At 72.1% G+C, this 25,513-nt stretch carries 22 protein-coding genes and 1 pseudogene; 12 read left to right on the top strand and 11 right to left on the bottom strand.

What is annotated here, in order from left to right; all coding sequences use genetic code 11:
* Positions 1 to 127 precede the first annotated feature (127 nt).
* Positions 128 to 2,146, top strand: a complete 2,019-nt coding sequence (locus ACFQ7Q_RS28590; RefSeq protein WP_383560022.1) for an FAD-dependent oxidoreductase — start codon at positions 128 to 130, stop codon at positions 2,144 to 2,146.
* 32 nt (positions 2,147 to 2,178) lie between these two features.
* Entirely contained in the window at positions 2,179 to 2,712 is a 534-nt protein-coding gene (locus tag ACFQ7Q_RS28585; protein WP_383560021.1) for a PadR family transcriptional regulator, read from the top strand.
* Between the two features lie 65 nt (positions 2,713 to 2,777).
* On the opposite strand, the gene ACFQ7Q_RS28580 is transcribed toward ACFQ7Q_RS28585, so the two are convergent.
* The 3 genes from ACFQ7Q_RS28580 to ACFQ7Q_RS28570 all read right to left on the bottom strand — a co-directional run bounded on the left by ACFQ7Q_RS28580 (position 2,778) and on the right by ACFQ7Q_RS28570 (position 6,559).
* On the bottom strand, positions 2,778 to 3,272 hold the full coding sequence (locus ACFQ7Q_RS28580) for a DUF1269 domain-containing protein (protein ID WP_383560018.1): 495 nt from the start codon (positions 3,270 to 3,272) through the stop codon (positions 2,778 to 2,780).
* A 14-nt stretch (positions 3,273 to 3,286) separates the two neighbouring features.
* Positions 3,287 to 4,381 carry a chemotaxis protein gene (locus ACFQ7Q_RS28575; RefSeq protein WP_383560016.1) on the bottom strand — a complete coding sequence of 365 codons (1,095 nt, stop codon included), beginning with the start codon at positions 4,379 to 4,381 and terminating at the stop codon, positions 3,287 to 3,289.
* 285 nt (positions 4,382 to 4,666) lie between these two features.
* Positions 4,667 to 6,559: a heavy metal translocating P-type ATPase gene (locus tag ACFQ7Q_RS28570; RefSeq protein WP_383560014.1), complete on the bottom strand. Its 1,893-nt coding sequence runs from the start codon at positions 6,557 to 6,559 to the stop codon at positions 4,667 to 4,669.
* Between the two features lie 106 nt (positions 6,560 to 6,665).
* On the opposite strand from ACFQ7Q_RS28570, the gene ACFQ7Q_RS28565 reads away from it, so the two are divergent.
* Together ACFQ7Q_RS28565 and ACFQ7Q_RS28560 are read left to right on the top strand one after the other, a co-directional pair.
* Positions 6,666 to 7,040: an ArsR/SmtB family transcription factor gene (locus tag ACFQ7Q_RS28565; RefSeq protein WP_383560012.1), complete on the top strand. Its 375-nt coding sequence runs from the start codon at positions 6,666 to 6,668 to the stop codon at positions 7,038 to 7,040.
* Between the two features lie 27 nt (positions 7,041 to 7,067).
* Positions 7,068 to 8,465 carry an FAD-dependent oxidoreductase gene (locus ACFQ7Q_RS28560; protein ID WP_383560011.1) on the top strand — a complete coding sequence of 466 codons (1,398 nt, stop codon included), beginning with the start codon at positions 7,068 to 7,070 and terminating at the stop codon, positions 8,463 to 8,465.
* Positions 8,466 to 8,495: 30 nt separating this feature from the next.
* On the opposite strand, the gene ACFQ7Q_RS28555 is transcribed toward ACFQ7Q_RS28560, so the two are convergent.
* The gene (locus tag ACFQ7Q_RS28555; RefSeq protein ID WP_383560010.1) at positions 8,496 to 9,836 is read right to left on the bottom strand and encodes a DUF2252 domain-containing protein; all 1,341 of its coding nucleotides are present in this window, start codon (positions 9,834 to 9,836) and stop codon (positions 8,496 to 8,498) included.
* A 237-nt stretch (positions 9,837 to 10,073) separates the two neighbouring features.
* Between ACFQ7Q_RS28555 and ACFQ7Q_RS28550 the strand changes: the two genes are divergently transcribed.
* Positions 10,074 to 10,823, top strand: coding sequence for a GntR family transcriptional regulator (locus ACFQ7Q_RS28550; protein WP_383560009.1), 750 nt, complete (start codon positions 10,074 to 10,076; stop codon positions 10,821 to 10,823).
* A gap of 51 nt (positions 10,824 to 10,874) precedes the next feature.
* On the opposite strand, the gene ACFQ7Q_RS28545 is transcribed toward ACFQ7Q_RS28550, so the two are convergent.
* Positions 10,875 to 12,404: an amino acid permease gene (locus tag ACFQ7Q_RS28545; RefSeq protein ID WP_383560007.1), complete on the bottom strand. Its 1,530-nt coding sequence runs from the start codon at positions 12,402 to 12,404 to the stop codon at positions 10,875 to 10,877.
* Positions 12,405 to 12,525: 121 nt separating this feature from the next.
* A complete protein-coding gene (locus tag ACFQ7Q_RS28540) occupies positions 12,526 to 13,503 on the bottom strand; it encodes a hypothetical protein (protein WP_383560005.1) in 978 nt (325 codons plus the stop codon).
* A gap of 307 nt (positions 13,504 to 13,810) precedes the next feature.
* Between ACFQ7Q_RS28540 and ACFQ7Q_RS28535 the strand changes: the two genes are divergently transcribed.
* The 5 genes from ACFQ7Q_RS28535 (at position 13,811) to ACFQ7Q_RS28515 (ending at position 19,494) form a co-directional block, all read left to right on the top strand.
* Entirely contained in the window at positions 13,811 to 15,262 is a 1,452-nt protein-coding gene (locus ACFQ7Q_RS28535) for an FGGY family carbohydrate kinase (RefSeq protein ID WP_383560003.1), read from the top strand.
* On the top strand, positions 15,259 to 16,767 hold the full coding sequence (locus tag ACFQ7Q_RS28530) for an FAD-dependent oxidoreductase (protein ID WP_383560001.1): 1,509 nt from the start codon (positions 15,259 to 15,261) through the stop codon (positions 16,765 to 16,767). Before ACFQ7Q_RS28535 ends, ACFQ7Q_RS28530 begins: the two co-directional genes overlap by 4 nt.
* The gene (locus ACFQ7Q_RS28525; RefSeq protein WP_383560000.1) at positions 16,764 to 18,137 is read left to right on the top strand and encodes an FAD-dependent oxidoreductase; all 1,374 of its coding nucleotides are present in this window, start codon (positions 16,764 to 16,766) and stop codon (positions 18,135 to 18,137) included. Before ACFQ7Q_RS28530 ends, ACFQ7Q_RS28525 begins: the two co-directional genes overlap by 4 nt.
* 116 nt (positions 18,138 to 18,253) lie before the next feature.
* Complete coding sequence (locus tag ACFQ7Q_RS28520; RefSeq protein ID WP_383559998.1) at positions 18,254 to 18,988, top strand: D-Ala-D-Ala carboxypeptidase family metallohydrolase; 735 nt, start codon at positions 18,254 to 18,256, stop codon at positions 18,986 to 18,988.
* A gap of 23 nt (positions 18,989 to 19,011) precedes the next feature.
* Positions 19,012 to 19,494, top strand: coding sequence for an NUDIX domain-containing protein (locus ACFQ7Q_RS28515; protein WP_383559996.1), 483 nt, complete (start codon positions 19,012 to 19,014; stop codon positions 19,492 to 19,494).
* Between the two features lie 35 nt (positions 19,495 to 19,529).
* Here ACFQ7Q_RS28515 and ACFQ7Q_RS28510 read toward each other — a convergent pair whose 3' ends face one another.
* From ACFQ7Q_RS28510 to ACFQ7Q_RS28500, 3 genes are all read right to left on the bottom strand, one after another.
* Positions 19,530 to 20,645: an AI-2E family transporter gene (locus ACFQ7Q_RS28510; protein ID WP_383559994.1), complete on the bottom strand. Its 1,116-nt coding sequence runs from the start codon at positions 20,643 to 20,645 to the stop codon at positions 19,530 to 19,532.
* 90 nt (positions 20,646 to 20,735) lie between these two features.
* Positions 20,736 to 21,668: an MASE1 domain-containing protein gene (locus ACFQ7Q_RS28505; RefSeq protein WP_383559992.1), complete on the bottom strand. Its 933-nt coding sequence runs from the start codon at positions 21,666 to 21,668 to the stop codon at positions 20,736 to 20,738.
* A 105-nt stretch (positions 21,669 to 21,773) separates the two neighbouring features.
* The gene (locus ACFQ7Q_RS28500) at positions 21,774 to 22,622 is read right to left on the bottom strand and encodes a PP2C family protein-serine/threonine phosphatase (RefSeq protein ID WP_383559990.1); all 849 of its coding nucleotides are present in this window, start codon (positions 22,620 to 22,622) and stop codon (positions 21,774 to 21,776) included.
* A 246-nt stretch (positions 22,623 to 22,868) separates the two neighbouring features.
* Here ACFQ7Q_RS28500 and ACFQ7Q_RS28495 point away from each other — a divergent pair, with 246 nt between their 5' ends.
* Complete coding sequence (locus ACFQ7Q_RS28495) at positions 22,869 to 23,114, top strand: hypothetical protein (protein ID WP_383559988.1); 246 nt, start codon at positions 22,869 to 22,871, stop codon at positions 23,112 to 23,114.
* Between the two features lie 13 nt (positions 23,115 to 23,127).
* Here ACFQ7Q_RS28495 and ACFQ7Q_RS28490 read toward each other — a convergent pair whose 3' ends face one another.
* Positions 23,128 to 24,351, bottom strand: coding sequence for a cytochrome P450 (locus tag ACFQ7Q_RS28490; protein ID WP_383559986.1), 1,224 nt, complete (start codon positions 24,349 to 24,351; stop codon positions 23,128 to 23,130).
* An 88-nt stretch (positions 24,352 to 24,439) separates the two neighbouring features.
* A complete protein-coding gene (locus ACFQ7Q_RS28485; protein WP_383559985.1) occupies positions 24,440 to 24,988 on the bottom strand; it encodes a CGNR zinc finger domain-containing protein in 549 nt (182 codons plus the stop codon).
* 64 nt (positions 24,989 to 25,052) lie between these two features.
* On the opposite strand from ACFQ7Q_RS28485, the pseudogene ACFQ7Q_RS28480 reads away from it, so the two are divergent.
* A pseudogene (locus ACFQ7Q_RS28480) lies at positions 25,053 to 25,513 on the top strand (MFS transporter); the annotation flags it as partial.

The raw sequence follows: 25,513 nt of genomic DNA, 5'->3' as shown, positions 1-25,513 counted from the left end.
TCCCCGCCAGGGGGCCGTGGTGCGCAACGTCGCGCAGATCACCCTCCCCCGCTTATGCAACTTGTTGCACAACGTCCCTCGGGTCGTCTACAACAGTCACGACGACACTGCGCGAGGAGGCGCCCCCATGACCACCCCGTACCCGCACCTGCTGAGCCCGCTCGACCTCGGGTTCACCACCCTGCCGAACCGGGTGCTCATGGGTTCCATGCACGTCGGCCTCGAGGAGACCGAGAACGGCTTCGAGCGCATGGCCGCGTTCTACGCCGAGCGCGCCCGCGGCGGCGTCGGGCTGATCGTGACCGGCGGCATCGCCCCGAACGAGGCCGGCCGCCCCTGGGACGGCGGCGCCAAGCTCAGCACCGAGGACGAGGTGGCCGAGCACAGGCTCATCACCGAGGCCGTGCACGCCGAGGGCGGCCGGATCGCCATGCAGATCCTCCACTTCGGCCGGTACGCCTACCACCCCGCTCTCGTCGCCCCCAGCGCGATCCAGGCGCCGATCAGCCCCTTCGTCCCCAACGAGCTCACCGACGCCGAGGTCGAGCAGACGGTCGAGGACTACGCCCGCTGCGCCGAGCTGGCCAAGGCGGCCGGGTACGACGGTGTCGAGGTGATGGGCTCCGAGGGCTACCTGATCAACGAGTTCATCGCGGCCGCCACCAACCAGCGCACCGACCGCTGGGGCGGCAGCTACGAGAACCGGGTCCGCTTCCCGCTGGAGATCGTCCGGCGCATCCGCGAGCGGGTCGGCGAGGACTTCATCCTCGTCTACCGCCTCTCGATGCTCGACCTCGTCCCGGGCGGTTCCACGCTGGAGGAGGTCGTCGCGCTCGCCAAGGAGATCGAGGCCGCCGGCGCCACCATCATCAACACCGGCATCGGCTGGCACGAGGCCCGCATCCCCACCATCGCGACCTCGGTGCCGCGTGGCGCGTACACCTGGGTCACCAAGAAGCTGATGGGCGCGGTGAGCATCCCGCTCGTCACCAGCAACCGCATCAACACCCCCGAGGTCGCCGAGCAGATCCTCGCCGAGGGCCGCGCGGACATCGTCTCCATGGCCCGCCCCTTCCTGGCCGACCCCGAGTTCGTCGCCAAGGCCGCCGCCGACCGCGCCGACACCATCAACACCTGCATCGGCTGCAACCAGGCCTGCCTGGACCACACCTTCAGCCTGAAGATCACCTCCTGCCTGGTGAACCCGCGCGCCTGCCACGAGACGGAACTGGTCCTCTCCCCCACCCGGCGCGCCAAGCGGATCGCGGTCGTCGGCGCGGGCCCGGCCGGACTCGCGTTCTCCGTATCCGCCGCCGAACGCGGCCACTCCGTCACCCTGTTCGACGCCGCGAGCGAGATCGGCGGCCAGCTGAACATCGCCAAGCGGGTGCCGGGCAAGGAGGAGTTCGACGAGACCATCCGCTACTTCCGTACGCAGCTCGACGAGCGCGGCGTCGAGGTCCGGCTGAACACCCCGGTCGCGGCCGGGGACCTGGACGGCTACGACGAGGTGGTCGTCGCCACCGGCGTCACCCCGCGCACCCCGGCGATCGAGGGCGTCGACCACCCCAGCGTCGTCAGCTACCTCGATGTCCTGCGGGACGGTGCGCCGGTCGGCGAGCGGGTCGCGATCATCGGAGCCGGCGGCATCGGCTTCGACGTCGCCGAGTTCCTCACCGACGGCGGCGAGGGCGCGAGCCAGGACCCCGAGACGTACTTCAAGCAGTGGGGTGTCGACACCTCGTACGAGACGCGGGGCGGACTGCGCGCCCCCGAGCGGCCGAAGCCGCCGCGCCAGGTGCACCTGCTCCAGCGCAAGTCCACGAAGGTCGGCGCGGGCCTCGGCAAGACCACCGGCTGGATCCACCGCGCGGAGATGAAGCACCGGGGCGTCACGATGGTCGCGGGCGCGTCCTACGAGCGGATCGACGACGAGGGTCTGCACCTCACGATCGACGGCGAGCCGCAGACCGTGCCGGTGGACACGATCGTCCTGTGCACCGGCCAGGAGCCGCGCCGGGGCCTCTACGAGGAGCTGGTCGCCGCGGGCCGCACCGCGCACCTCATCGGCGGCGCCGACGTGGCCGCCGAGCTGGACGCCAAGCGCGCCATCGACCAGGGCACGCGACTGGCGGCCACCCTGTGATCACCGTGGCCGGCCACTCCTAGGATGCGTGCATGTCCCTCCCGCACGCGATCCTGACCGCGCTGCTCGAGAAGCCGTCCTCCGGCCTCGAGCTGACGCGTCGCTTCGACAAGTCGATCGGCTACTTCTGGTCGGCCACGCATCAGCAGATCTACCGCGAGCTGGGCAAGCTGGAGCAGGCGGGGCACATCCGTGCCCTGCCCTCCTCGGTGCCGGCGCGTGGCCAGAAGAAGGAGTACGAGGTCCTGCCCGCGGGCCGCGAGGAGCTGACCGAGTGGGTGGCGCGGAGCGAGGACCCCAAGCCGATGCGGGCCGCGCTGCTGCTGCGGATGCGGGCCGCCGCGGTGGTCGGGGCGCCGGGCATGCGGGAGGAGCTCGGCCGCCATCTCGACCTGCACCGCGGCCAGTTGGAGGAGTACCTGGCGATCGAGGCGCGGGACTTCCCGCCCGCGCGCCGGGAGACCGAGCCGGACCGGCTGCGGCATCTGGTGCTGCGGGGCGGGATCGACCTGGAGCGGTTCTGGGTCGAGTGGCTGACGCACGCGCTCGATGAACTGGAGCGCTGAGGCACGCGCTCGATGAGGCGGCGTGCCGACCTCCGCTCCTGATCGTCGTCCCGCGCCGCGTCCTCCTACTCGGCGTCGCCGGCCAGCTGGTCCACGAGCTCCTTCTCGTCCTCCGGCGCGAGCGAGGTCTTGAGGACCGTTCCGCCGTAACCCTGCATGGCGGCGGCGAACTTCTCGTCGTTCATCTCCGACGCCATGATCACCACGGCGGAGGAGCCGGGCTCGAGAAGGGACTGGACCTTCTCCCGGAACCCCTTGTCGATCCCCATCTGACTCAGCTTGCCGATCAGTCCCCCGATGGCGGCACCCACCACGCCGAGCCCGGGAGTGAGGACCACGATTCCGAAGACCAGGCCCCAGAGAGCCCCCGCCGTGGCCGAGATGGCCGTCTTCTCGCTCTTCTTGGGCGTGTCGACATGAATCTCGCCCTCCAGGTCCACGGAGACGACCGCGAGTCCGCCGAGCGCGACCACGTGGGCCTTCTCCAGCTCCTGAACCGTTTTGAAGGCCCTGTTCGCGACCGAGCGCTCTTCGTAGCCGATGACGATGAGTTCTGACATCTCTGCCTCCGTGGTCAGTAGCGCAGCACGCCGGCGATCCGGCCCGCGCCGGACAGCGTGTCGTCGGGTACGAAGCGCACTTCCGCCCCTGTCTGCAGGGCCTGCTCGACGATCTCGTCCACGATGTCGTCGCGCGAGTCGAGGTCGGCCGCCTCGGCCGGCTCCAGATGGTCGCCGTAGTCGCGGACGATCGCCTGGAAGTGCTCCTCCACCGCCAGCAGCCGGATACGGCCTTCCTTCGCGGCCTTCCACGCCTCGTCGAGCCCTCCGGCGAACTCCCGTCTGCCCTGTGCCGCGTCCAGTTCGGAGACGACCGCCGCCTTCTCCGCCGTGGCCTTGTCCGTACGCATGGGCTCGAGCGCCTGCCACACCTGAGCGGCCGGACCGGCGGCCAGCCCACCGCGCTGGACGATCGTCGTGTCCTTGCCGAGCGGACCGATCTCCTCCAGGAGGGACACCGCCGCGGCCTCACCGAGCACGTACAGCGGCCGCGGGGAGGAGCTGAGCACCCTGCGCAGCGCCTCGTGCGCCTGACGCATGAACTGGCGGGCCTGTTCGTCGCGGAACGTGCTCGGCATGTCGCCGATGCGCTCCTTGCGCTCCGCGTCCGGGTCCTCCAGGCTCCGCGTCAGCGGAAAGCCGTTCTCGGTGTGTTCGGTGACGTGCTCCGCGTCCCCGTCCCACAGCGACACCCGGTCGGCGGCCACGGCGAGCGCCCAGAAGGGCTGCTCGGCCGCGTGGGCGGCGACGAGGTTACGGGTGAGGAAGGTGTCGGCGATCACGACGCGCTCGGGCACGGAGCGGGCCACGGACCAGACCTGGTGTTCCCCGGGCGCCGCGTAGATCACGAGACCGTCCTCGGCGTGAACGAGGTCCACCTCCGCGAGGGCCTGCTCCAGCTGGCTCAGCACGTCCGCACGCCGCTCGCGGGTCACCGCCGGGTCCGCCTGGAGCAGCTCCCCGGCCTGGGCCAGGAGATTGCGGAGCCGAACGGGATCCTGGGTGTTGTCGGGCTCGCGGCGGTGTGTCGGCATGAGCAGGGACACGGCCGGATAGGGACGGGGCTGACGCAGTTTCGCGAGCACGTCGCTGCTGAGCGCGGGTTGCATGGGAGCCGACCTTTCGGAGTGCTTGGGCGGAAGCCGTGGCAGGTCACGGCGGTACCGGAGGCCGGCCGGCTGGTCGGCCGGCCGCACTTCGGTGCGCGCCTGGGCCGCGGGGACGTCGGGAGACGTCTCCGTCCGGCCATCGTCACCCGGAGTGCGACCGACCGCGAGCGGAGCACCTCATCCGGGGCGGCGGCCCTGGTCGGGGTGCGCGGGCGGCCGGCCTGGGCAGCGTTCCGGCTCACCCGGCCCCCGAGCACCCGCGGGGCGCGCCCGTCGGCGTCCCGCTCACTCCCCCGCCGCCGCCTTCCGCCAGGCCGCTTCGCGGAGGAGGCGTAGGCCGTTGAGGCCCACCAGGACCGTGGAGCCCTCGTGGCCGGCCACGCCGAGTGGCAGGGGGAGGTGGCCGGCCAGGTCCCAGATCACCAGGGCGCCGATGCAGGTGCCCGCGATCACCAGGTTCTGGACCACCAGTCGGCGGGCGCGGCGCGAGAGGGCCAGGACCGCGGGGACGGTCGCGAGCTCGTCGCGCACGACGACCGCGTCGGCGGTCTCCAGGGCCAGGTCGGAGCCGGCCCGGCCCATGGCGATGCCGCTGTGGGCGGCGGCGAGGGCGGGCGCGTCGTTGACGCCGTCGCCGACCACCAGGACCTTCGAACCGGCCCGCTCCCACTCCCGTACGGCCTCGACCTTGTCCTGCGGCAGCAGCCCCGCGCGTACGTCGATGATCCCCGTCTGCTCGGCGATCCGGCCCGCCGCCCCGGCGTTGTCACCGGTCAGGAGGGTGGGGGTGGTACCGGTGAGGCGAGTGAGGGCGGCCACCGCCTCGGGCGCGCCGTCGCGGAGCCGGTCGGAGAGTTCGAGGACGGCGACCCGCGTGCCGTCGACGACGACCTCGACGGTGGTGTCGGCGTGCTCACCGTTCGCGCGCCGGACGCGTACCTCGCGGCCCTCGACCACGGCCCGTACGCCCTCACCGGGCACCGAGACGAAGTCGCTCGCCTCGGGGACGGACAGACCCCGCGCGCGGGCCGCGGCGACCACCGCGCGGGCCACGGGGTGCTCGCTGGGCCGCTCGGCCGCGGCGGCGAGGGCGAGCGCCTCCGGGTCACCCTCGACGCGGGTCACCCGGGGCGTGCCCTCGGTCAGGGTGCCGGTCTTGTCGAGCGCGACCCGGTCGACAGCGCCCAGGCGCTCCATCACGACCGCGGACTTGACCAGGACGCCGTGGCGGCCGGCGGTGGCGATCGCGGAGAGCAGCGGCGGCATGGTGGCGAGGACGACCGCGCAGGGCGAGGCCACGATCATGAAGGTCATGGCGCGGAGCAGCGCGCCGGTGAAGTCGGCGCCGAGCGCGAGCGGGATCGTGAACAGCGCCAGGGTGGCGACGACGACGCCGACGGAGTAGCGCTGCTCGATCTTCTCGATGAAGAGCTGGGTGGGCGCCTTGGTGGCGCTGGCCTCCTCGACGAGGGCGACGATCCGGGCGATGACGGAGTCGGCCGCGTCCTTGTCCACCCGTACGCGCAGGGCGCCGGTTCCGTTGAGGGTGCCGGCGAAGACCTCGTCGCCGGGCGACTTGGCGGCGGGCAGCGACTCTCCGGTGATGGTCGCCTGGTCGACGTCGCTCGCGCCGTCGAGCACTGTGCCGTCGGCGGGCAGCCGCTCCCCCGGCCGTACGAGAACGGTGTCGCCGATCCGCAAGTCGGCCACGTCCACCGGCTCCTCGGCCCCGCCCGTCAGCCGTACCGCCTTCGCGGGCGCCAGGTCGAGCAGGCCGCGTACGGAGTCCGCGGTGCGGCGGGTGGCGAGCGCTTCCAGGGCGCCGGAGACGGCGAAGATGACGATGAGGAGTCCGCCGTCGAGGTACTGGCCGATCGCAGCCGCGCCGATGGCGGCGACCACCATGAGCAGGTCGACGTCGAGGGACTTGTCGCGCAGTGCCTGGAGCCCCGCCCACCCGGGCTCCCAGCCTCCGGCGACGTAGGCGACCGCGTAGAGCGGCCCCCAGGCCCAGGCGGGGGCGCCGGTCAGGTCCAGCGGCAGGGCGAGGAGGAAGGCGAGGGCGGACAGCGCGGCCCAGCGGACCTCGGGCAGGGCGGACGCACGCGTGCGGCGGGAAGGCTGCGGGGCCTTGTCCGCGGCGGCGGCGGTCCGGGCGTCGAGCACCGGGGAAGCCATGGGTGGGCACCTCTTCGATCGGGACGTCGGGCGGAGGCCATCACCATAGCGGAATACATGAAGAGGTCTTCATTCGTCAGTTTATCGCCGCCGCTACGATGAGCGCATGGGACACGGCGTGAACGGCGAGACAACCCCGGCAACCCACCTGGACGCGGAGTCCGCGGCCACCATCGCCGCCACCCTCCAGGCCCTCGCCACGCCCTCGCGACTGATGATCCTCACCAAGCTGCGCCAGGGTCCGTGCGGAGTGACCGAACTCGCCGAGGCCGTCGACATGGAACAGTCGGCCGTCTCCCACCAGCTGCGCCTGCTCCGCGCGTTGGGGCTCGTCACCGGGGTCCGACAGGGCCGGCGGATCGAGTACAGCCTCTACGACAACCATGTCGCCCAACTCCTCGACGAGGCCGTCTACCACATCGAGCATCTCCGCCTCGGCGCACGCGACGTGCCCCGCGAGACCGTGGATACTGCTCAGTAGGAGATCCACTTCGGGGAAGGGGCGGGGATGGCCGACGAGTTGGGGCACCGCGGGACACGTCACGCGGTGGTCATCGGGGGAAGTCTCGCGGGCCTGCTGGCGGCGCGGGTGCTCAGCGAGCATGCGGAGAGGGTGACGGTCGTCGAGCGCGACCGCTTCCCCGAGGGACCGGACGCCCGGCCGGGCGTACCGCAGTCCCGGCACACGCATGTGCTGGTCGAGGGTGGACAGCACGCGCTGGACGAGCTGTTGCCGGGGTTCATGAAGGAGCTCGGCGAGCTGGGCGCACCTCTCGTGGGTATGCCCGAGGACATGGTGCAGTGGCAGAACGGCCGGTGGATCCGGCGGATTCCCGCCACGTCCACCATCTCCTCGGGCCCCCGCGCGCAGCTCGAATGGCTGGTACGCCGACGCGTTCTCGCCGACCCTCGGATCGAGGCCGTCGAGGGGGCCGAGACGGTCGGTCTGATCGGCGACTCCTCGCGGGTCCGAGGCGTGCTGCTGCGCGAACGCGGCGCGGGCGCCTCCAAGGAGACCCGATCCCTGGAGGCCGATCTGGTCGTGGACGCCTCGGGCCGTGGCACGGGCGCCGCCGACTGGCTGGCCGCGATCGGCGCCGAGCCGCCGCACGAGGAGACGATCGACACGGGGCTCGCGTACTCCACCCGTGTCTACAGGGGTCCGCAGAACAGCACCTCCGACGCCTCGGACGCGCGCGCCTACTACATCCTTCCCAACCCCGAGCAGGTGTACGGCGGTGGCGTGCTGCCGCTCGGCGGGGGCCGGTACATGGTGACGCTGTCCGGGCTGCGGGGTGACGAACCGCCCACGGACGAGGCCGCGTTCGAGGAGTACGCCCTCCGGCTGCCGCACTCGCTCATCGGCGAATGGCTGGCGAAGGCCGAGCCGGAGTCCGCCGTCTTCGGCTTCCGCAAGACGGCCAACATCCGTCGCCGGTACGACCTTCCGGGCCGCCGCCCGGCCGGCTTCCTCGCCACCGGCGACGCGCTGTGCGCCTTCAACCCGATCTATGGCCAGGGGATGGCGGTCGCCGCGATGAACGCGGTCGCGCTGCGCCGGGCGCTGAACCGTCCGAAGCGGACGGCGACCACCCGGGCCGTGCAGAAGGCGCTGATCGACTCCTCGAAGCAGGCATGGGAGATCTCGACGGGCGCGGACAAGACGATGCCGGGTGCCACCGGTAACGCCACGGGTGTACGTGCGCTGGACAAACCGGTGGGCTGGTACATGAGCCGACTGCAGCAGCGGTACGCGGGGGATCCGGTCGTGGGCGCGGCGTTCCGGTCCGTGCTGAGCCTGACGTCACCGATGACGTCGCTGTTCGCACCCGCGGTGGCGAGGGCGGTGCTCTTCGCTCCGGCCCCGGAGACCCCGGCCGAGCCGCCCATGCGACGCGAGGCGTAAGGCGTACGAAGGCGGCGGCGCGGGCGGGTGTCAGACCCCCGGCGCCGCCGTGATCACGCCGGCGGCGATCGCCGCGCTCAGTGCCGCGTAGTCGTCGGCGTTCTGGCCCGCGTACCGGATCGCGAAGTCGGCGATCGACCGGTCGAAGACGTCCGAGGAGCCGAGGTAGGCGGCGATGGCGATGCGGTCGCCGGAGCGCGCGTGGGCGCGGGCCAGGGCGCGGCCGCAGAGGCCCGCGTACGCACGGAGCATCGACGGGGACATGGTCTCCACCTCGGCCGAGCCCTTCATGTCGCGCAGCTGGCGCCAGTAGAAGTGGCGCTTCTCGGGGCCGGTCATCCAGCCCAGGAAGATGTCGCTCGCGGCCTGCGTGAGTCGCTGCCCGCAGACGACCCGCTGCCCCTGATGCGTGTACTCGCTCGGCGAGAGGTACGGCTCCAGGACCGAGCGGCCGGCCTCCTTGATCTGGAGAAACAACGGGTCGCCGTCGTCGCGCCCTTGGAGGAGGAGAACGAAGCAGCGGGTTCCGACGCTGCCGACGCCGACGACCTTGCGAGCCGCCTCGACGTAGTGGAACCGGTCCAGCAGCCGTCGGCGCTCCTCGGAGAGGGTGCTGCGGTAGTCGCTGAAGATCTTGCCGAGGGTGACCCGGTCCATGTCCGTGACGCGTTCGAGCAGCGGCGGGTCCTCCACGATGCGGCGGCCACCGCGCGCGTCCTCCTCGGTGAGCTTGGTGAGCGCCTGGAGGCTGGTGCGGCGCCGGGCGCGGGCGAGGCGGTCCTCGAGACGCGCGCGGCGCTTCGGACGGACGAGGGCGGTCAGGTCGTCGGCGTCGATCCGGGCGTACCAGACGGGGAGCTCCCCGAGCTCTGCGAGGCGTCCCATGGCGATGCGGTACGACTCGGTGGCGACGAGGGCCGCCCGGTGGGCCTTGGCCTTGGTGGTGCCGTTCTGGAGCGCGGCCACGGCGACGCTGGCGGCGAGCCGCTTCACATCCCATTCGAACGGCCCGGGGAGGGTCTCGTCGAAGTCGTTGACGTCGAAGAGGAGCGTCCGTTCGGGTGAGGCGTAGACGCCGAAGTTGAGCAGGTGGGCGTCGCCACAGAGCTGGACCGTGAGGCCGGTGTGGCGCTGGGCGGCGAGGTCGGCGGCCATGACCGCGGCGGCGCCGCGCAGGAAGGCGAAGGGCGAGACGACCATCCGGCCGTACCGGATGGGAGCCAGCTCGGGCACGCGGTCGACGGCCTGCCGCTCCAGCACGGCCATCGGGTCCGGGCGCTGCGAGGAGGGGATCCAGCGGCCGTGTGAGGACCGTGGCACGCTTCGGCGGGCCGCTCTGCCGACCTGGGCCCGCTCCGCCGGTGTCGTCATCCGGCCTCACCCGCCTCTTCCACCGCATCAACCGGTCGACACTCATTACAAGGTCAGACGGCGCCGCGCGCACCTCGGGCGGTCCCGATTTCGGCCACTCCCCTCGACCCCCCTTCCTTAATGGTTTAGACCAATGATAGGAATTGATCACCCACGCGGTCCGGACTGTCACGCTGAGCAGTCAGGCTCAGGAGCAGTCACCCGAGCAGTCACGCTGAGCAAAGAGAGGCTTGGAACATGGCTGAGCCCGAACCCGAGCAGGCGGCGGTCCCGCTCTACCTGCGGGTCGCCGCCGCGCTGCGGAGCGACCTCGACGACCGGCAGATCTCCCCCGGCAGCCGCCTCCCGTCCGAGCGCTCCCTCGCGCACCGCTACCACGTGAACCGGCAGACGGTCCGCAGCGCGCTCCAACTGCTGCGCGAGGAAAGGCTCGTCGTCACCGACCGACGCGGCACCTTCGCCGCGAGTCACGAACACGGGCCGCGCGTACCGGCCCTGACGTCACGTCGGCAGTGCTTTCCCGGTGGCACGGAAGCCGCCGATGCCCTGGTACGCGCCTCGATCTCCTGGGAGGCGCCGCCGGCCGCGACGGCCGGGCGGCTCGCACTCGTCCCCGGCGAACCCACCCTCGTCCACCGTCATGTCGTCCTGTCTCCCGGCGGCACTCCCCTGCAGCGTTCGGTGTCCTGGTTCTCCCGGCCCGCGCTCGCCGAGATTCCGCAGCTCGCCCGCTATCGGCGAGGCGGCAACACCGTGCCCCAGCCCGATCTGCGGCTGCTCTACCACTGGATGCACCAGGCCGGACTCCGGCTCACCCGCCGCGAGTCGATCGCCGTGCCACCGGCCTCCGCCAGGGGCGTCGGGGACGGTACTGCCCGGCTGGTCGTCCACCGGGTGGTGTGCGACCAGCACGGACACGCGCTGGAGATCACGGACATCGACTTCTCGGCGCACGGGGCCGCGTGGACCTATGAGTTCAGCGGCTGACGATCCGACCGGATCCGTGCCCGCTCCGAACGGAACGGCGAATCAAGGGACCTACACGATGCCCTCCGCGATCTCCGCCTCCTCACGCGCGCTTCCGTACGCCGAGGGAGTGCCGTACGAGCGGCGGGCCACGTACCACCAGACGCTGGCGAGCAGAAGGACGACGGCGAGCGCGATGGCCGCGTAGTTCATGGAGTCGATGGTCACCGGGGACTTCTGCGGCAGGCAGAACAGCACGGTGACCACGGCCACCCAGACCACGGCGATCCACCCGATGGGGGCGCTCCAGCGGCCCAGGCTCCACGGGCCCGGAGTGAACCGCTTGCCCGCCCGCAGCCGCAGATAGATCGGAATGGCGTAGGCGGGGGTGATGCCGATGACGTTGATGGCGGTGACGGCCCCGTAGGCGGTGGCGGAGTACAGCGACGGAACGGCCAGGAGCGCGGCGAAGCCGACCGACAGCCACACGGCCGGCACCGGGGTCTGCGTGCGGCTGCTGACCTTGCGCCAGAGAGCGGACCCGGGCAGGGCGTTGTCGCGGCTGAAGGCGAAGACCATCCGGCTGGCGGCGGCGACCTCCGCGTTGCCGCAGAAGAGTTGGGCCACGATCACCACGAGCAGCAGGACGGTGGCGCCACCGGAACCGAGCGCGTCGAGCAGGATCTGCGCGGGCGGGACTCCGGTGGCGCTGTTCTGCGTGCCCGCGTAGTCCTGGATGGCGAAGGTCAGCCCGGCGAGCAGTGCGAAGCCCGCGATCCAGGAGACCCAGATGGCGCGGACGATGCCCTTGGCCGCGCTGACCGAGGCGTTGGAGGTCTCCTCCGAGAGATGGGCGGAGGCGTCGTAGCCGGAGAAGGTGTACTGGGCGAGGAGCAGGCCGACGGCGGCTACGTAGAAGGGGTTCGCCCAGCCCGTGTCGTTGACGAACTCGGTGAAGACGAACTCGGCGGACTGGTGGCGGTCGGGGATGAACGCCAGGGCGCCGACGATCACGGCCACGCCCGTCAGGTGCCACCAGACGCTGATGGAGTTGAGCAGGCTGACCAGGTGCACCCCGAAGAGGTTGAGCACGGCGTGCAGCAGCAGGATCACGAGGAAGATCAGGAAGGTGGAGCCAGCCGTGGGCACGATGCCCCACTGGAGGTTGAGGAAGGCTCCGGTGAAGAGGGCGGCGCCGTAGTCGATGCCCGCGATCGCGCCGAGCAGACCGAGCAGGTTCAGCCAGCCGGTGTACCAGCCCCAGCGTCGACCGCCGAGCCGGTCGGCCATGTAGTAGAGGGCGCCGGAGGTCGGATAGGCGCTGGTGACCTCGGCGAGTGCGAGGCCGACGCACAGGACGAAGAGGCCGACGCCCGCCCAGCCCCACATCATCACGGCGGGGCCGCCGGTGCCGAGACCGAATCCGTAGAGCGTCATGCAGCCGGAGAGGACGGAGATGACGGAGAAGCTGATGGCGAAGTTGCCGAAGCCGCCCATGCGGCGGGCGAGGACGGGCTGGTAGCCGAGCTCGCGGAGTCGCGCCTCCTCGTCCTGCGCGGCCGGGGGCCTGCGTATCTCGTCGGCGGGGACGGTGCGGGACATGCCGGTACCTCCGGGGAAGGGCGAGCGGGCGGACTGGGGGGCTGAGCGGGTCTGCGGCCGTAGGGCGAGGGCTGTGCTCGGGGTGATGCCGGAGCGTCGCGAGGACGTCGTGCGTGCGGAGTCAGGGGTCGAGACAGCGCGTGCGGGCGCGCACGAAGAACTCTTCGGCGAGGGCCCGGTCGTCGGGCCGTGGAGTGCGGTAGGCCCAGGGCAGGACCGTCCAGTACGGCCCGAGGGCCTCGAAGACGCGGGCCGCGTCGGCGAAGCGGAGGGCACCGAAGAGGGCGTGGGCGAGGTGGTTGAGGTCCAGGAGGGACGCCTCGGCGGTGGCGCAGAAGAGGAACCAGGAGTCCAGGGCGCGGCGAGCGTCACGGACGGCGTCCTCGGCGACCCAGTGCAGGTCCAGTGCGTGCTCCTGGCCGCGCTCGCGCCGGTAGCGCTCCACCCGGACGTAGAGCGGGAGCGCGTGGAGGGCGGAGCCAGTCGGGGCCGAACCGGCGGCCCACTGTGCGTAGTTGACCGCCTCGGAGAGCGGCCCGGACTGGCGCCCGTAGAAGAACTGCAGCATCCGGTGGTGCGCCTCGCGGTTCTGCGGATCGCGCTTCTCGGCCTCGGCGAGGAGTCCCCAGGGGCCTGGCGGCAGCATGGGCGCCGGCGGGCGCAGGCGGTGCTCCTCCATGCGCTGGCGCTCGTCGAGTGCGGCGAGGGCGAGCAGACAGACCCAGGGGACGGGGTCGTCGGGTGCCTGTTCGGCGGCGTCGCGGCAGGCGGTCCACGCCTCCTGCCAGAGCGCGCGGGTGCGGGGGTGGCCGCCTCGGTGGGCGCGTACGGCCCGCTCCACGGCGACCCGGGTGTGCATCACGGTGGCGGAGAGGCTGTCGGGCTGTTCCGCCCGCCAGATGCGTACGACGTCGGTGCCGGCGGCGACGGCGGCGAGCACCTGGGTGCGCCGGGTCCAGCCGTCCCAGCCGGGGGTCTCGTCGAGTAATCGGGCCATGGACACCCAGCGGCCGGTCCGCAGATCCTGGACGGCGTGACGCAGGGCGTGGTCGTGGCCCGCCGGATGGTAGACGGGCCGGAAGCCGTGTCCTGCCTTCACGGAGCGGGGCGTGCGGTGGGAGACATGGGTCCTCGGTGGGTCCTCGATGGGCGGCGGGGGTGGTCAGTCCCCGGGTGGGTGTCCCGGCCGTTGATCGGCGATCACTATAGAGGCGCGTGGACGAGACCGATCCACTTTCACTTCTGACCGTAACTATCCAGCCACTGAACGAATTTGAAGATCCCTCACATATGTGTGACGAGCTGACGCGCCGGCTGCGAACCGCTTGACGGAACGGCCCGCGTGCACCAGTCTGTCCGCTTCCGCGATCAAGAACCGAACGCGCTTCGGGGACGGGAGTACGACGATGACGGGCCCGGTACTCGCCGTCGACCAGGGCACTTCCGGCACGAAGGCGCTGGTCGTCTGCCCGGATCGGGGTGTGATCGGCTCAGGGACGGCGCCCGTGCGGCCACGCCATCTGCCGGGCGGCCTGGTCGAGGTCGACCCGGCCGAGCTGTACGACTCCGTCGTCGCCGCGGGCCGGGCCGCACTGGCCCAGGCGGACACCCCGGTCGCGGCGGTCGGCCTGGCCAACCAGGGCGAGACCGTTCTCGCCTGGGACCCGGCGACGGGCGACCCGCTCACCGACGCGCTCGTCTGGCAGGATCGCAGGGCCGAGGATCTCTGCACTGAACTCTCCTCCCATGCCCATGAGTTGAGGCAGTGGACCGGCCTGCCGCTCGACCCCTATTTCGCCGCCCCCAAGATGGCCTGGATCCGTCGGCACCTCACGGGTGCGGGCGTCGTCACGACGAGCGACGCCTGGCTCGTGCACCGCCTCACGGGCGCGTTCGTCACCGATGCCGCGACCGCCGGGCGCACCGGCCTGCTCGATCTGGACAGCGTGTCGTGGTCCGCACCCGCGCTCGACGTCTTCGGGCTGGGCGCCGAACGCCTGCCCCGCGTGGTCGACGCCGACACCCGGGTGGGCGTCACCACCGCGTTCGGGCCGCCACTGCCCCTGACCGGGCTCCTCGTGGACCAGCAGGCGGCCCTCCTCGCCCAGAGCGTCACCGAACCGGGCGCGGCCAAGTGCACCTATGGAACAGGGGCGTTCCTGCTGGCGCAGACCGGCCCGACCCCGCGCCGCGGCGACTCGGGGCTCGTGAGCTGTGTGGCCTGGCGGCTCGCCGGGCGGACGAGCTACTGCCTGGACGGCCAGGTGTACACGGCCGCCTCCGCCGTGCGCTGGCTGACCGACCTCGGGGTGCTCTCGGGCGCCGGGGACCTCGACACCGTGGGCGGGACGGTGCCGGACTCCGGGGGCGTCACCTTCGTACCGGCCCTCGCCGGGCTCGCCGCCCCGTGGTGGCGCGGCGATGTACGGGGCTCGCTGCACGGCCTCGGCCTGGACACGACCGGAGGCCACCTGGTGCGTGCCCTGTGCGAGGGGATCGCCGCGCAGGTCGTGGAGCTGGCCGGGGCGGCCGGCGCCGACCTCGGGGCACCGCTGACCGCTCTGCGCGTGGACGGCGGGCTGACCCGCTCCGCCCTGCTGATGCAGACCCAGGCCGATCTCCTCCAACTCCCGGTCGAGGTTTCGGCGTTGCCGGACGCCACGGCGCTGGGAGTCGGCGCGGTGGCGCGGCTGGGTCTCGACCCCGGCCTCACGGTCGAGGAGGCCGTTCCGGCGTGGAAACCATCGGCCGTGTACGAGCCCGTCATCACGAGCTCCGAGGCGGCGGAACGCCTGGACCGGTTCCGCACGGCCGTGGCCGCGCTCCTCGACGACGCCCCCGGATCGTCACGGTCATGACGGCGGGACGACTGGGCGGGGGCGGCGCGGGCTCGCAGGCAGGGGCACCGGCGGGCTGGACGCGGGCGGGAGGGCGATCCCGCCCCTCCGGCGTCGTCACACGACGGGGAGCGCTGCCGGACACCTCCGCACCGGGCTCGGAGTACGACGTCGTGGTGGTCGGCGCCGGGGTGGTGGGCTGTGCGATCGCCCGCGAACTCGCCCGCCGGCCGCTGCGGGTCGCGCTCGTCGAGGCGTCGGGCGATGTCGGCGAGGGAACGTCCAAGGCCAACACCGCGATCCTCCACACCGGTTTCGACGCCGTGCCCGGCTCGCTGGAGGCTCGACTCGTACGGAACGGGCAGCGTCTGCTCGCCGACTACGCCCACGAGACGGGCATCCCCGTCGAGCCGCTCGGCGCCCTGCTCGTCGCCTGGGACGAAGAGCAACTGGCCGCGCTCCCCCGCCTCGCGGACAAGGCGGTCCGCAACGGCCACCGCACCACGCGGCTGCTGTCCGCCGGCGAACTGTACGCGCGGGAACCACACTTGGGTCCCGGCGCACTGGGCGCGCTCGACGTCCCCGGAGAGTCGATCATCTGCCCCTGGACGACCACACTCGCGTACGCCACCCAGGCCGTCCGCTCCGGTGTCGATCTGCATCTCGACTGCCGTGTGGAGAAGGCCGATCCAGGCGATCCGCACCGGCTGGTCACCCCTCGCGGGGTGCTGCGCACCCGATACGTCGTCAACGCCTGCGGACTGTACGCGGACCGGTTCGACACGCTGTTCGGCCGTGACGACTTCACCGTCACGCCGAGGCGCGGTCAGCTGATCGTCTTCGACAAGTTCGCGCGCTCCCTGGTCCGGCACATCCTCCTCCCCGTCCCGGGTGCGCTCGGCAAGGGCGTCCTGGTCGCACCGACGGTGTACGGGAACGTGCTGCTCGGCCCGACGGCCGAGGACCTGGACGACAAGTCGGCCACCGTGTCCACCGCCGACGGCCTGGCGGCGCTGCGCGCCCAGGGCGGACGCATCCTCCCGGACCTCCTCGACGAGGAGGTCACGGCGGTCTACGCCGGGCTCCGGGCGGCGACCGAACACGACGACTACCGGATCGCCGCTCACCCCGGTCTGCGCTATGTCACGGTGGGCGGCATCCGGTCCACCGGCCTGACCGCGTCCCTGGGTATCGCCGCGCACGTGGTGGACCTCCTCGCCGACAGCGGACTGTCCCTGGGGGCCGAGCGTCCGCTCGCCCCGGTGCGGATGCCGAACCTGGGCGAGGCCTTCCCCCGTCCGTACCGTGACGCCCGACTCATCGCCACCGACCCGGAGTTCGGTGCGATCGTGTGCCACTGCGAGCGGGTCACGCGGGGAGAGATCCGGGCCGCCCTCGCCTCGACGATCCCACCGGGCTCGCTCGACGGGCTGCGGCGACGGACGCGTGCGCGGGGCGGCCGGTGTCAGGGCTTCTTCTGCGGTGCGACGGTCCGAGCGATGTTAGAGGAGGCGGGTTCCCCGTGATCGGAACGGTGAACCGTACGGTGGATGTGCTCGTCGTCGGCGCGGGGCCCGCCGGACTCGCGGCGGCGGCCCGGCTCGCGACGGCTGCGACCTCGAGTACTGGCGTGGGCTTGGGCTTGGGTTCGGACCGGGCTTCGGGCCGGGGCTCAGGCACGAGTTCGGGCGGGGGCTCGGGTTCGGGTTCGGGGTGGACCCTCTCCGCATCGGACTCCGCCTCGGGCCCCGCCGGGCCGTATCGCGTCGAGGTCCTGGAGCGGGAGCAGGAGGCCGGTGGCGTGCCTCGCCACTGCGCCCATGGTGGATTCGGCCTGACCGGGCCGGGTCGCCCCACCGACGGGCCGGGATACGCCCGCCGGATGGCGCGGGCGGCGGTGGCCGCCGGGGCCACGGTCCGTACCGGGGTCTCCGTGACCGGCTGGGCGGGCCCGCTCACCCTGGAGGTCACGGCCCCGACCGGGCTGGAGCGGATCACCGCGCGGGCCGTGGTCCTGGCGACCGGCGCCCGCGAACGTCCGCGCAGCGCACGCCTGGTGCCGGGAACGCGACCGTCCGGAGTGCTGACGACCGGCGAGCTCCAGCAGTCCGTGCATCTGTACGGGTTGCGCCGTGAGCGGCTCGGGCGGCGGGCCGTCGTCATCGGCGCGGAACCGGTGGCCCATCACGCGGTGCGGACGCTACGCCGGGGCGGGGCGGAGGTGGTGGCCATGGTCACCGAAGAGCCGCGCGTACCACGGCGGTTCACGGCCGCGCCTCTCCCTCCGCTGTTGACGGGTGCCGTGGTGACGGAGCTGCTGGGCCGGCGGAGGCTCACCGGCGTCCGTCTGAGCCGCCCCGACGGACGGAGCGTCACGATCGGCTGCGACACGGTCGTCTTCACCGGGGACTGGATCCCCGACCACGAACTGGCCCGTGCCGGGGCGGTGCCCCTGGACCCCGGTACGCGGGGGCCCGCGGTGGACGACTCCTTCCGTACCGGCTCGGCGGGCGTCTTCGCGGCGGGCAACGTGCTGCGTGGGGTCGAATCGGCAGGCGCGGCGGCGGCCGAGGGGCGCGGGGTGGCGGACGCCGTACTCCGGCACCTGTCGGGGGATGCGTGGCCGCTGTCGGCGGTTCCGGTGGTCGCGGACGGCCCTGTGGGGTGGGTGGCGCCGAACCGGATCAGCGCCTCGGGGGCCGGTCGTCCGTTTCTGCTGCGCGTGCGGGAGCCACGGGTGCGCCCGGTCGTGGAGGTCGCCCAGGACGGTCGGGTCCTCCACCGCGTGCGGCTCCTGGGCACGGCATGGCCGCACCGTTCCGTGCGGCTGCCCGCCGCGTGGGCGCGACAGGTGGACCCGGCGGGCGGTCCTGTGACGGTCCGGATCGACCCGTAGACGCCACTGGCCTGGGCCATTGGCGAACGCCCCGCACCGTTGACCACCGTCCGCCGCATGGTCATGCTCATGGCGGAATCGGCGGAGGTCCCGTCCGCTTCCGACACGGAGGTGTCATGGCCCGGCGCATGGTCAGATCTCTGCTCTCGATGGTTCTGTTGGTGGTCGCCGCGCTCACGGGCACGGTCGCCACATCCGGCACGGCACACGCCGACGAGTGCTACACCTGGGGCCGCACCCTGTCCTCGGGCATGTCCGGCGCGGACGTGACACAGCTGCAGATCCGGGTCGCCGGATATCCCGGCTACGGCGCCGTACTGACGGTCGACGGCGACTACGGCCCCGCCACCAAGGCCGCCGTGACCCGCTTCCAGCAGGCGTACGGACTCTCCGCCGACGGCGTCGCCGGTCCCGCGACCTTCTCGAAGCTGTACGCGCTCCAGGACGCCGACTGCACGCCGATCCACTTCACCTACGCCGAACTCAACAAGTGCAACGGCGACTTCTCCGGCGGCGCCGTCACTGCGGCCACCGCGCGGTCGAACGCCCTGCGCGCGATGTGGAAGCTGGAGGCGCTGCGCCACGCGCTCGGCGACGTGCCGATCTCGGTGAGCAGCGGATTCCGCTCTTACGCGTGCAACTCGGCGGTCGGCGGGGCGTCGGACAGTCGGCACCTGTACGGGGACGGCATCGACCTCACGGGCTCGCCGTCGCTGTGCACGCTGGCCAAGCAGGCACGCAACCACGGCTTCAACGGCATCCTCGGCCCCGGCTATCCGGGCCACGGCGACCACGCGCATGTGGACACCCGTGCCTCCCGGTTCTGGTCGGCGAGCAGCTGCGGCATCTGACGCGCTCCGCCACACTGGACGCCATGTCGGACAAGCGCAGTGCCGGGCTCCTTCTCTTCCGCAGGACGGCGGACGGTGACGTCGAGGTGCTGATCGGCCATATGGGCGGGCCCTTCTGGTCCTCGAAGGACGTGTCGGCCTGGTCGATCCCCAAGGGCGAGTACGGCCCGGAGGAGACACCGGAGGCCGCCGCGCGCCGCGAGTTCGAGGAGGAGCTCGGCCTGCCGGCCCCGGACGGCGAGCGGCTCGCGCTCGGCGAGGCACGGCAGGCGAACGGCAAGACGGTCACGATCTGGGCGGTCGAGTCCGACCTCGACCCGACCCGGATCGTGCCGGGCACCTTCACGATGGAGTGGCCCCGCGGCTCGGGCACCCATCGAGAGTTCCCGGAGATCGACCGGGTCGGCTGGTTCACCCCCGAGGCGGCCGCTCCGCTTCTCGTGTCGGGCCAGCGGGTCTTCCTCGAGCGGCTCGCCATGGTGCTGGCCGGACGCGGCGAGCCCTGAGACGGCATCCGCAGACCGTCACACAGCGGCGACCGTCACACAGCGGCGGCGGTGTGCGGTGCGTCCGGCTCCGGCTCCGGCTCCGGCATGGGTTCGGAGAGCTGCTCGCGCAGGTAGTTCCAGATCACGGAGATCAGCGCGGCCACGGGCACGGCGAGCAGGCTGCCCACGATGCCGGCCAGACTGCCGCCCAGCGTCACCGCCAGCAGGACGACCGCCGCATGGAGACCGAGCCCACGGCTCTGGATCATGGGCTGGAAGACGTTGCCCTCCAGCTGCTGCACGACGACGATGATCGCCAGCACGATCAGCGCGTCGGTCGGTCCGTTGGACACCAGGGCGATCAGCACCGCGACCAGGCCGGCGAAGAGCGCACCCACGATCGGCACGAACGCGGACACGAACGTCAGCACGGCCAGCGGGAGAACCAGCGGCACGTCCAGGATCCACAGCCCGAGGCCGATGAAGACGGCGTCGAGCAGGCCCACGAACGCCTGTGACCGCACGAACGTGCCCAGAGTGTCCCAGCCGCGCTCGGCGACGATCGGAAGGTCGACGGCGAGACGGCCGGGGAGCTGTCGGGTGAGCCACGGCAGAAAGCGCGGGCCGTCCTTGAGGAAGAAGAACATCAGGAAGAGCGCCAGGACTGCGGTCACGATGCCGTTGAACACGGTGCCGACACCCGTGGCGACGGTGGTCACCACGCTGCCGACGCTGTCCTGGATGCGGGCCATCGCCGAGTCGAAGGCTCCCGAGATCTGATCGTCGCCGATGTTCAGGGGCGGCCCGGCAGCCCACTCCCGCAGCTTCTGGATGCCTTCGACCACGCCGTCGGCCAGCTCGCCGGACTGGGACGCCACCGGCACCGCGATGAGCGCCAGGACGCCCGTGACGACAAGGAGGAACAGGACGGTCACGACAGCCGCGGCCAGTGCGGGGGGCCACGCGTGCCGGCGCAGAAAGCGAGCCAGGGGCCAGGTGAGGGTCGTGAGGAACAGAGCCACTATGAGCGGCCAGACGACCGGCCACATGCGGCCGACGATCCACAGGCTCACGGCGGCCATCACGAGGACCAGCAGCGACTCCGCGGAGACTCGTGCCGCGGTGCGGAGCGCGGCGGCGGCTTTGGTGGAACTCAACGTGGCAGACATGGGGATCACCCTATTGATGCCGCGGCCACGTCACGGAACCGCTCCCGCTTCGTGGTGGGGCGGGTGTCCGACGTCGGAGGTGCTCGAAGGTCAGGGCGGCGCATCCTCGGGCGGGAATTCGAACGGATCGGGCCGCGGCTCCAGCTGGGCCACCATCTCCGCGAACCGCATGCACACCCGTTTGATCTCGTCATGGGTGTTGTTGCGTTCGGTGATCACGACAGCGAGGAGGAGAGCCGTCAGCGCCGTCGTGCCGTTGAACGCCTGGAGCGTGACCATGGTGGAGAAGAGATCCCCGCCCGCGAACGGACCCTTCTCTCCGGTGGCGGCCAGAATCGCCAGCGTCGAGACCACGAGCGCGCAGGGCGCCGCGCCGGCCAGCTGGAAGCGGAACGCCGCCCAGATCAGGAGCGGGGAGACGAGGAAGAGCAGGGCCGAGTCCGTCGTGCGCGTGGCCAGGAGCGTGACGAAGACCGTTCCGAATGCCAGCGCCCCCGCCTCGAGCCAGCGGGCCGGCCGGGCCCGCACCGGCCACCGGGCCCTGCGCAGCACGAGCAGGAAGGGGGTGACGACGAGGATCCCCATCGCGTCGCCGGTCCACCACACCGACCATGTGGACCAGAAGTCGCCGGCGTCCTCGGCTCCGGAGAGGACCAGTACGCCGCTGCCGATGGTCGAACTGATCAGCATGCCGGCCAGGGCTCCGAGGAAGATCAGCGCCAGCACGTCCCGCAAGCGGTCCAGTTCATTTCTGAATCCGGCTTTCCGCAGCATCAGGAAGGCACAGACCGGTGCGAGGGTGTTGCCCACGGTGATGACCAGGACCGCGACCGCCGAGGGCCCGAGGAACACGTTCGCCAGAAACGCGCCGAGGGCGATGCCCGGCCAGACGCGCAGCCCCATGAGGAGCAGCGCGGCCAGCGCGACGCCGGTCGGCGGCCACAGCGGGGTGACCTGTTCTCGCACGAGTTGCTGGAGCAGCCCGATCCGGGCGGCTCCGTAGTAGACGGCGGCGACCGGCAAGGACGCGCAGGGCAGTAGACCCGTAGCGTTTCATCTCCGCACCGCGCACGACAGCAGTCTGCACGCGCATCGCGCTCCCTGCGACTCCGGCGAGGGACGCCGTGGTCAGACCGGCGCGTGGGGTGGGTCCGTCTCCTGGGGTCCTTCGTAGCGCACGACGAGGACCGCGGCGTCGTCCCGGTGACCGGTCTGATCGGCCACTTTGACGACGGCGGAGGCCAGTACGTCGGGGTCGGCGTCGAACCCCGCGCGCCCCAGATTGGCCACCTCGGCCAGACCGGACTCCATCGGATAGTGCGGCCCCTCCACCACTCCATCGGTGACCAGCACCAGGACTCCCGCCTCTCTCAGACGTCGGTGGGTCACCGGGTACTGCTCGCCCTGGAGGATCCCCAGCGGCGGCCCGCCGCGGTCGAGCGCGATGCCCCATTGGCCAGCGGCCGTGGCCCAGATCATGGGGACATGGCCGGCCCGGGAGACCGTCAGATCACGGGTGACAGGGTCGAAACGCAGAAAGCAGCAGGTCGCGAACCGGCCACACCCCATGGCGATCAACAGATCGTTGGTCCGCCCCAGCACCTCTCGGGTGTCGTTCGTCGCCTCGGCGATGGCGCGCAGGCTGGTTCGCACCTGTCCCATGAAGGCGATGGCCTCCACGTCGTGGCCCTGCACGTCGCCGATCGTGAGCCCCAGGGACCCGTCGCTCATCACGAAGGCGTCGTACCAGTCGCCGCCCACGTCCAGCCCGTCCCGCGAGGGTGTGTATCTGGCGGCGAAACGCAGCCCGGGCAACTCCGGCAGTTCCGGCGGGAGCATGTGCCGCTGCAAGGCCATGGCCAGCTCGACCCTGGCCCGCTGGAACTTGATCCGCTCCAGGGCCTGATCGACGAGCTGCCCGAGTGCGACCAGGAGTTGCTGCGCATTGTCGGGTGGCTCGGGACGGTGTCCGCGCATCACGGCTCCGGGGTGTTCCGCCGACTCCCCACTTCACCCTAGCCGCCGGTGCCCCACGGCTCCACAGGGGCGGCCCCGCGCCACCCACGTCCGTCCAGGTCACCGAGGGTGACCATCGGGGGCCCGCCGGACCGTCCCGGAGCACGGTGCGAGCTGTCCGACATCCCGAGCGGTGTCGTCCGCAGCCCCATTGTCAGACCCGTAGGAGAGGGTGGAAGCGTCCAACCTGTCGAGAGGGAGCCCGACATGACCACGTTGTCCGTCCGCGAGCGCGCCGCCGCTCAGGCGTACCTTCGTCTGCTGGAGTCCACCCAGGCCGTCCTGACCGATCCGCGTCTGGAGCCGTACGCGGCGGCGATGCTCACCCACCCCATGGCCGAGGCCGACGAGGCCCTGCGGGCCGCGGGGTTCTCGGGCAACGAGGCGCATCTCCTACGCCTCGTATCGGCCCTGCGCGCCTCCCCCGCGCCGGACCGCGGCCGGGCGGGGTGAGGGGCGTGAGGGGTCACCCGAGGCGCACCGGGAGGGTGTGGACGCTGTTGCCGACGAAGCCGGCGTGGCGGGGGAGGTCCTCGTCGGCGGCGGCGAGGTCCAGGGCGGGGAAACGGGTGAAGAGCGCTTCCAGGGCGATCGTCGCCTCCATGCGGGCGAGCGGGGCGCCCAGACAGTAGTGGGGACCGTGGCCCAGGGAGAGGTGCTTGGCGGCGGGGACGCGGGTGATGTCGAAGTGCGCCGCGTCCGGGCCGTGGGCCTTGGTGTCGCGGCCGGCCGCCGAGTAGGCCGCGAGAACCGGTGTGCCCTTCGGGATCACAGTGCCGTCGACGGTCAGGTCGCGGGTGGGGTAGCGGAACGGGAAGTAGCTGACCGGGCTGTCCCAGCGCAGGGTCTCCTCGACGACATCGGACCATGCGGCGCGCCCCTCGGTGACGTGGGCGAGTTGGTCGCGGTGCGTGCACAGCGCGCGGACGGCGTTGGTGACGAGGTTCAGTGTGGTCTCGTGTCCGGCGATGATCATCAGTACGAGGGTGCCGATGAGTTCGGGGTGGCTGAGCCGGTCGCCGCCCTCGTCGCGGGCGGCGATCAGGGCGCTGGTGAGATCGTCGCCGGGGCGGCGGGCGCGGTCGTCGACGATGGCTTCGAGGACTTCCAGGAGCTCCCGGTTGGCGGCCATGGCCTGCTCGGGTTCGATGTCGGTGGCGACGACCTGGTTGGAGAGGTGGTGCAGCCTTTCCTGGTACTCCTCGTCCACGCCGAGGAGTTCGCAGATGACGCCGAGGGGCAGCGGAAGGGCGAAGTGACGGCGCAGGTCGGCGACGCCGTCGCCGGCCTCGGCGGCCTCGGCGAGCCGGTCGAGGAGTGCGGCGGTGACCGACTCGACCCGGGGGCGCAGCGCCTCGACCCGGCGGGTGGTGAACGCCTTGCCGACCAGGGAACGCAGCCGGCGGTGGTCGGCGTCGTCGGAGGTGGTCATGCCCTGGACGGTGGCGAACGTCCGCAGCGGCCAGCCGTCGGGTATGCGGCCCTCGGCGAGCGCGGTGAAGTGCCGGGCGCTCTTGGCGACTTCGGGGTGCGAGAGGAAGTCGCGCAGGGCCTCGTGACCCAGTACGGCCATGCCCTCGACGCCTCCCGGCAGCACCACGGGGGTCACGGCGCCCTGGGCGAGCAGCCGGGCGTTGGCCGCGTGGGGACAGCCGCCGGCGGGGTCGAGACGGTACGGCGAGGCGTTCAACGGGCGCTCCTGACGGCGAGGGTGGATCGATGGGGCTCGCGAGCGGTCAGATCCTACGGTCAACCCGCATCGGAACGTGCCGAGTTGGTCACCCTTTGGCGCGACGGCGGTGGGCCGCGACCCGCTCGCGGGAGGCGCAGGTGGCGGAGCAGTACCGCTGCGCGCTGCCGGGCCCAGTGCCCGGATAGAGCGTGGCGCACCGGGCGGAGGCGCATTCGCCCCAGGTGATCCGGCCGTGCTCGGTGAGGACCTGGGCGAGTGCGAGGGCGCCCGCCGCGAGGACCCAGTCGGCCCAGTCGGCGTCGTCGCCCCGGTCGACGTGCAGGTGCCAGGGGTGTCCGTCGTGGCGGGAGAGCCGGGGCGGGCCCGCGTGCGCGGCGAGCAGCGAGTTGAGCTCATCGGCGGCGCGGTCGGGCTCCGTCTCCGTGAGCACGCCGGTGATACGGACGACGGCGGTGCGGAGTTCGTCGGCGTCGCGCGCCGAGAACGCGCTCTCGGTGAGGTCCCGCGCGTCCTCACCGTGGAGCGCGAGCAGTTCGGCGAGGGCTTCGCGGGGCAGGTCCGGCGCGGCGCGTACAGCGTTGGCGAGGTCGAAGAGCCGCTGGACGGGCCGGAATCCGTGGCCGGAATCGTTCACGGGAGCCACTGCGCCTTTCGTGTAACGTCTTGTTGAAAGAAGACGTTACACGGGGGTGGGGGTCATGGCGAGAGCGGTGCGGCTCTATCTGGGGACGGCGTTCTTCGCCCGGCTCGCGGAGGAGGGCTTCCCTGTCGCCCTGGTGCTCCTGGCGCTGGCCCGGACCGGCGACGCGGCGCTGGGAGCCCTGGTGCTCACCGCGTGGATGGCGCCGCACATCGCCGCGGCGCCGGTGACGGGCGCGCTCGCCGAACGCGTGCGCAGCCCGGCCCTGTTCCATGCGGGCGCGTTGGCCGGTTTCGCGGTCGCCGTCGCCTGCCTGGCCCATGTGACGGGTCGCGCGCCGGTCGCCGTCACGCTCACCGTCGCGGCCCTGGGCGGGAGTTGCGGCCCGGTGGTCTCGGGCGGCCTGTCCGGTCTGGTCGCCTCACTCGTCGCCGAGGGCCCGGCGCGAGACCGCGCGTACGCGTGGGACGCCACGACCTACAACGCCGCCGCGATCGCGGGCCCGGCTCTGGCCGGAGT

The organism is Streptomyces sp. NPDC056527 (genome assembly GCF_042794475.1).
Classification (GTDB): Bacteria; Actinomycetota; Actinomycetes; order Streptomycetales; family Streptomycetaceae; genus Streptomyces.
This window is presented reverse-complemented; position numbering and strand designations above follow the sequence as displayed.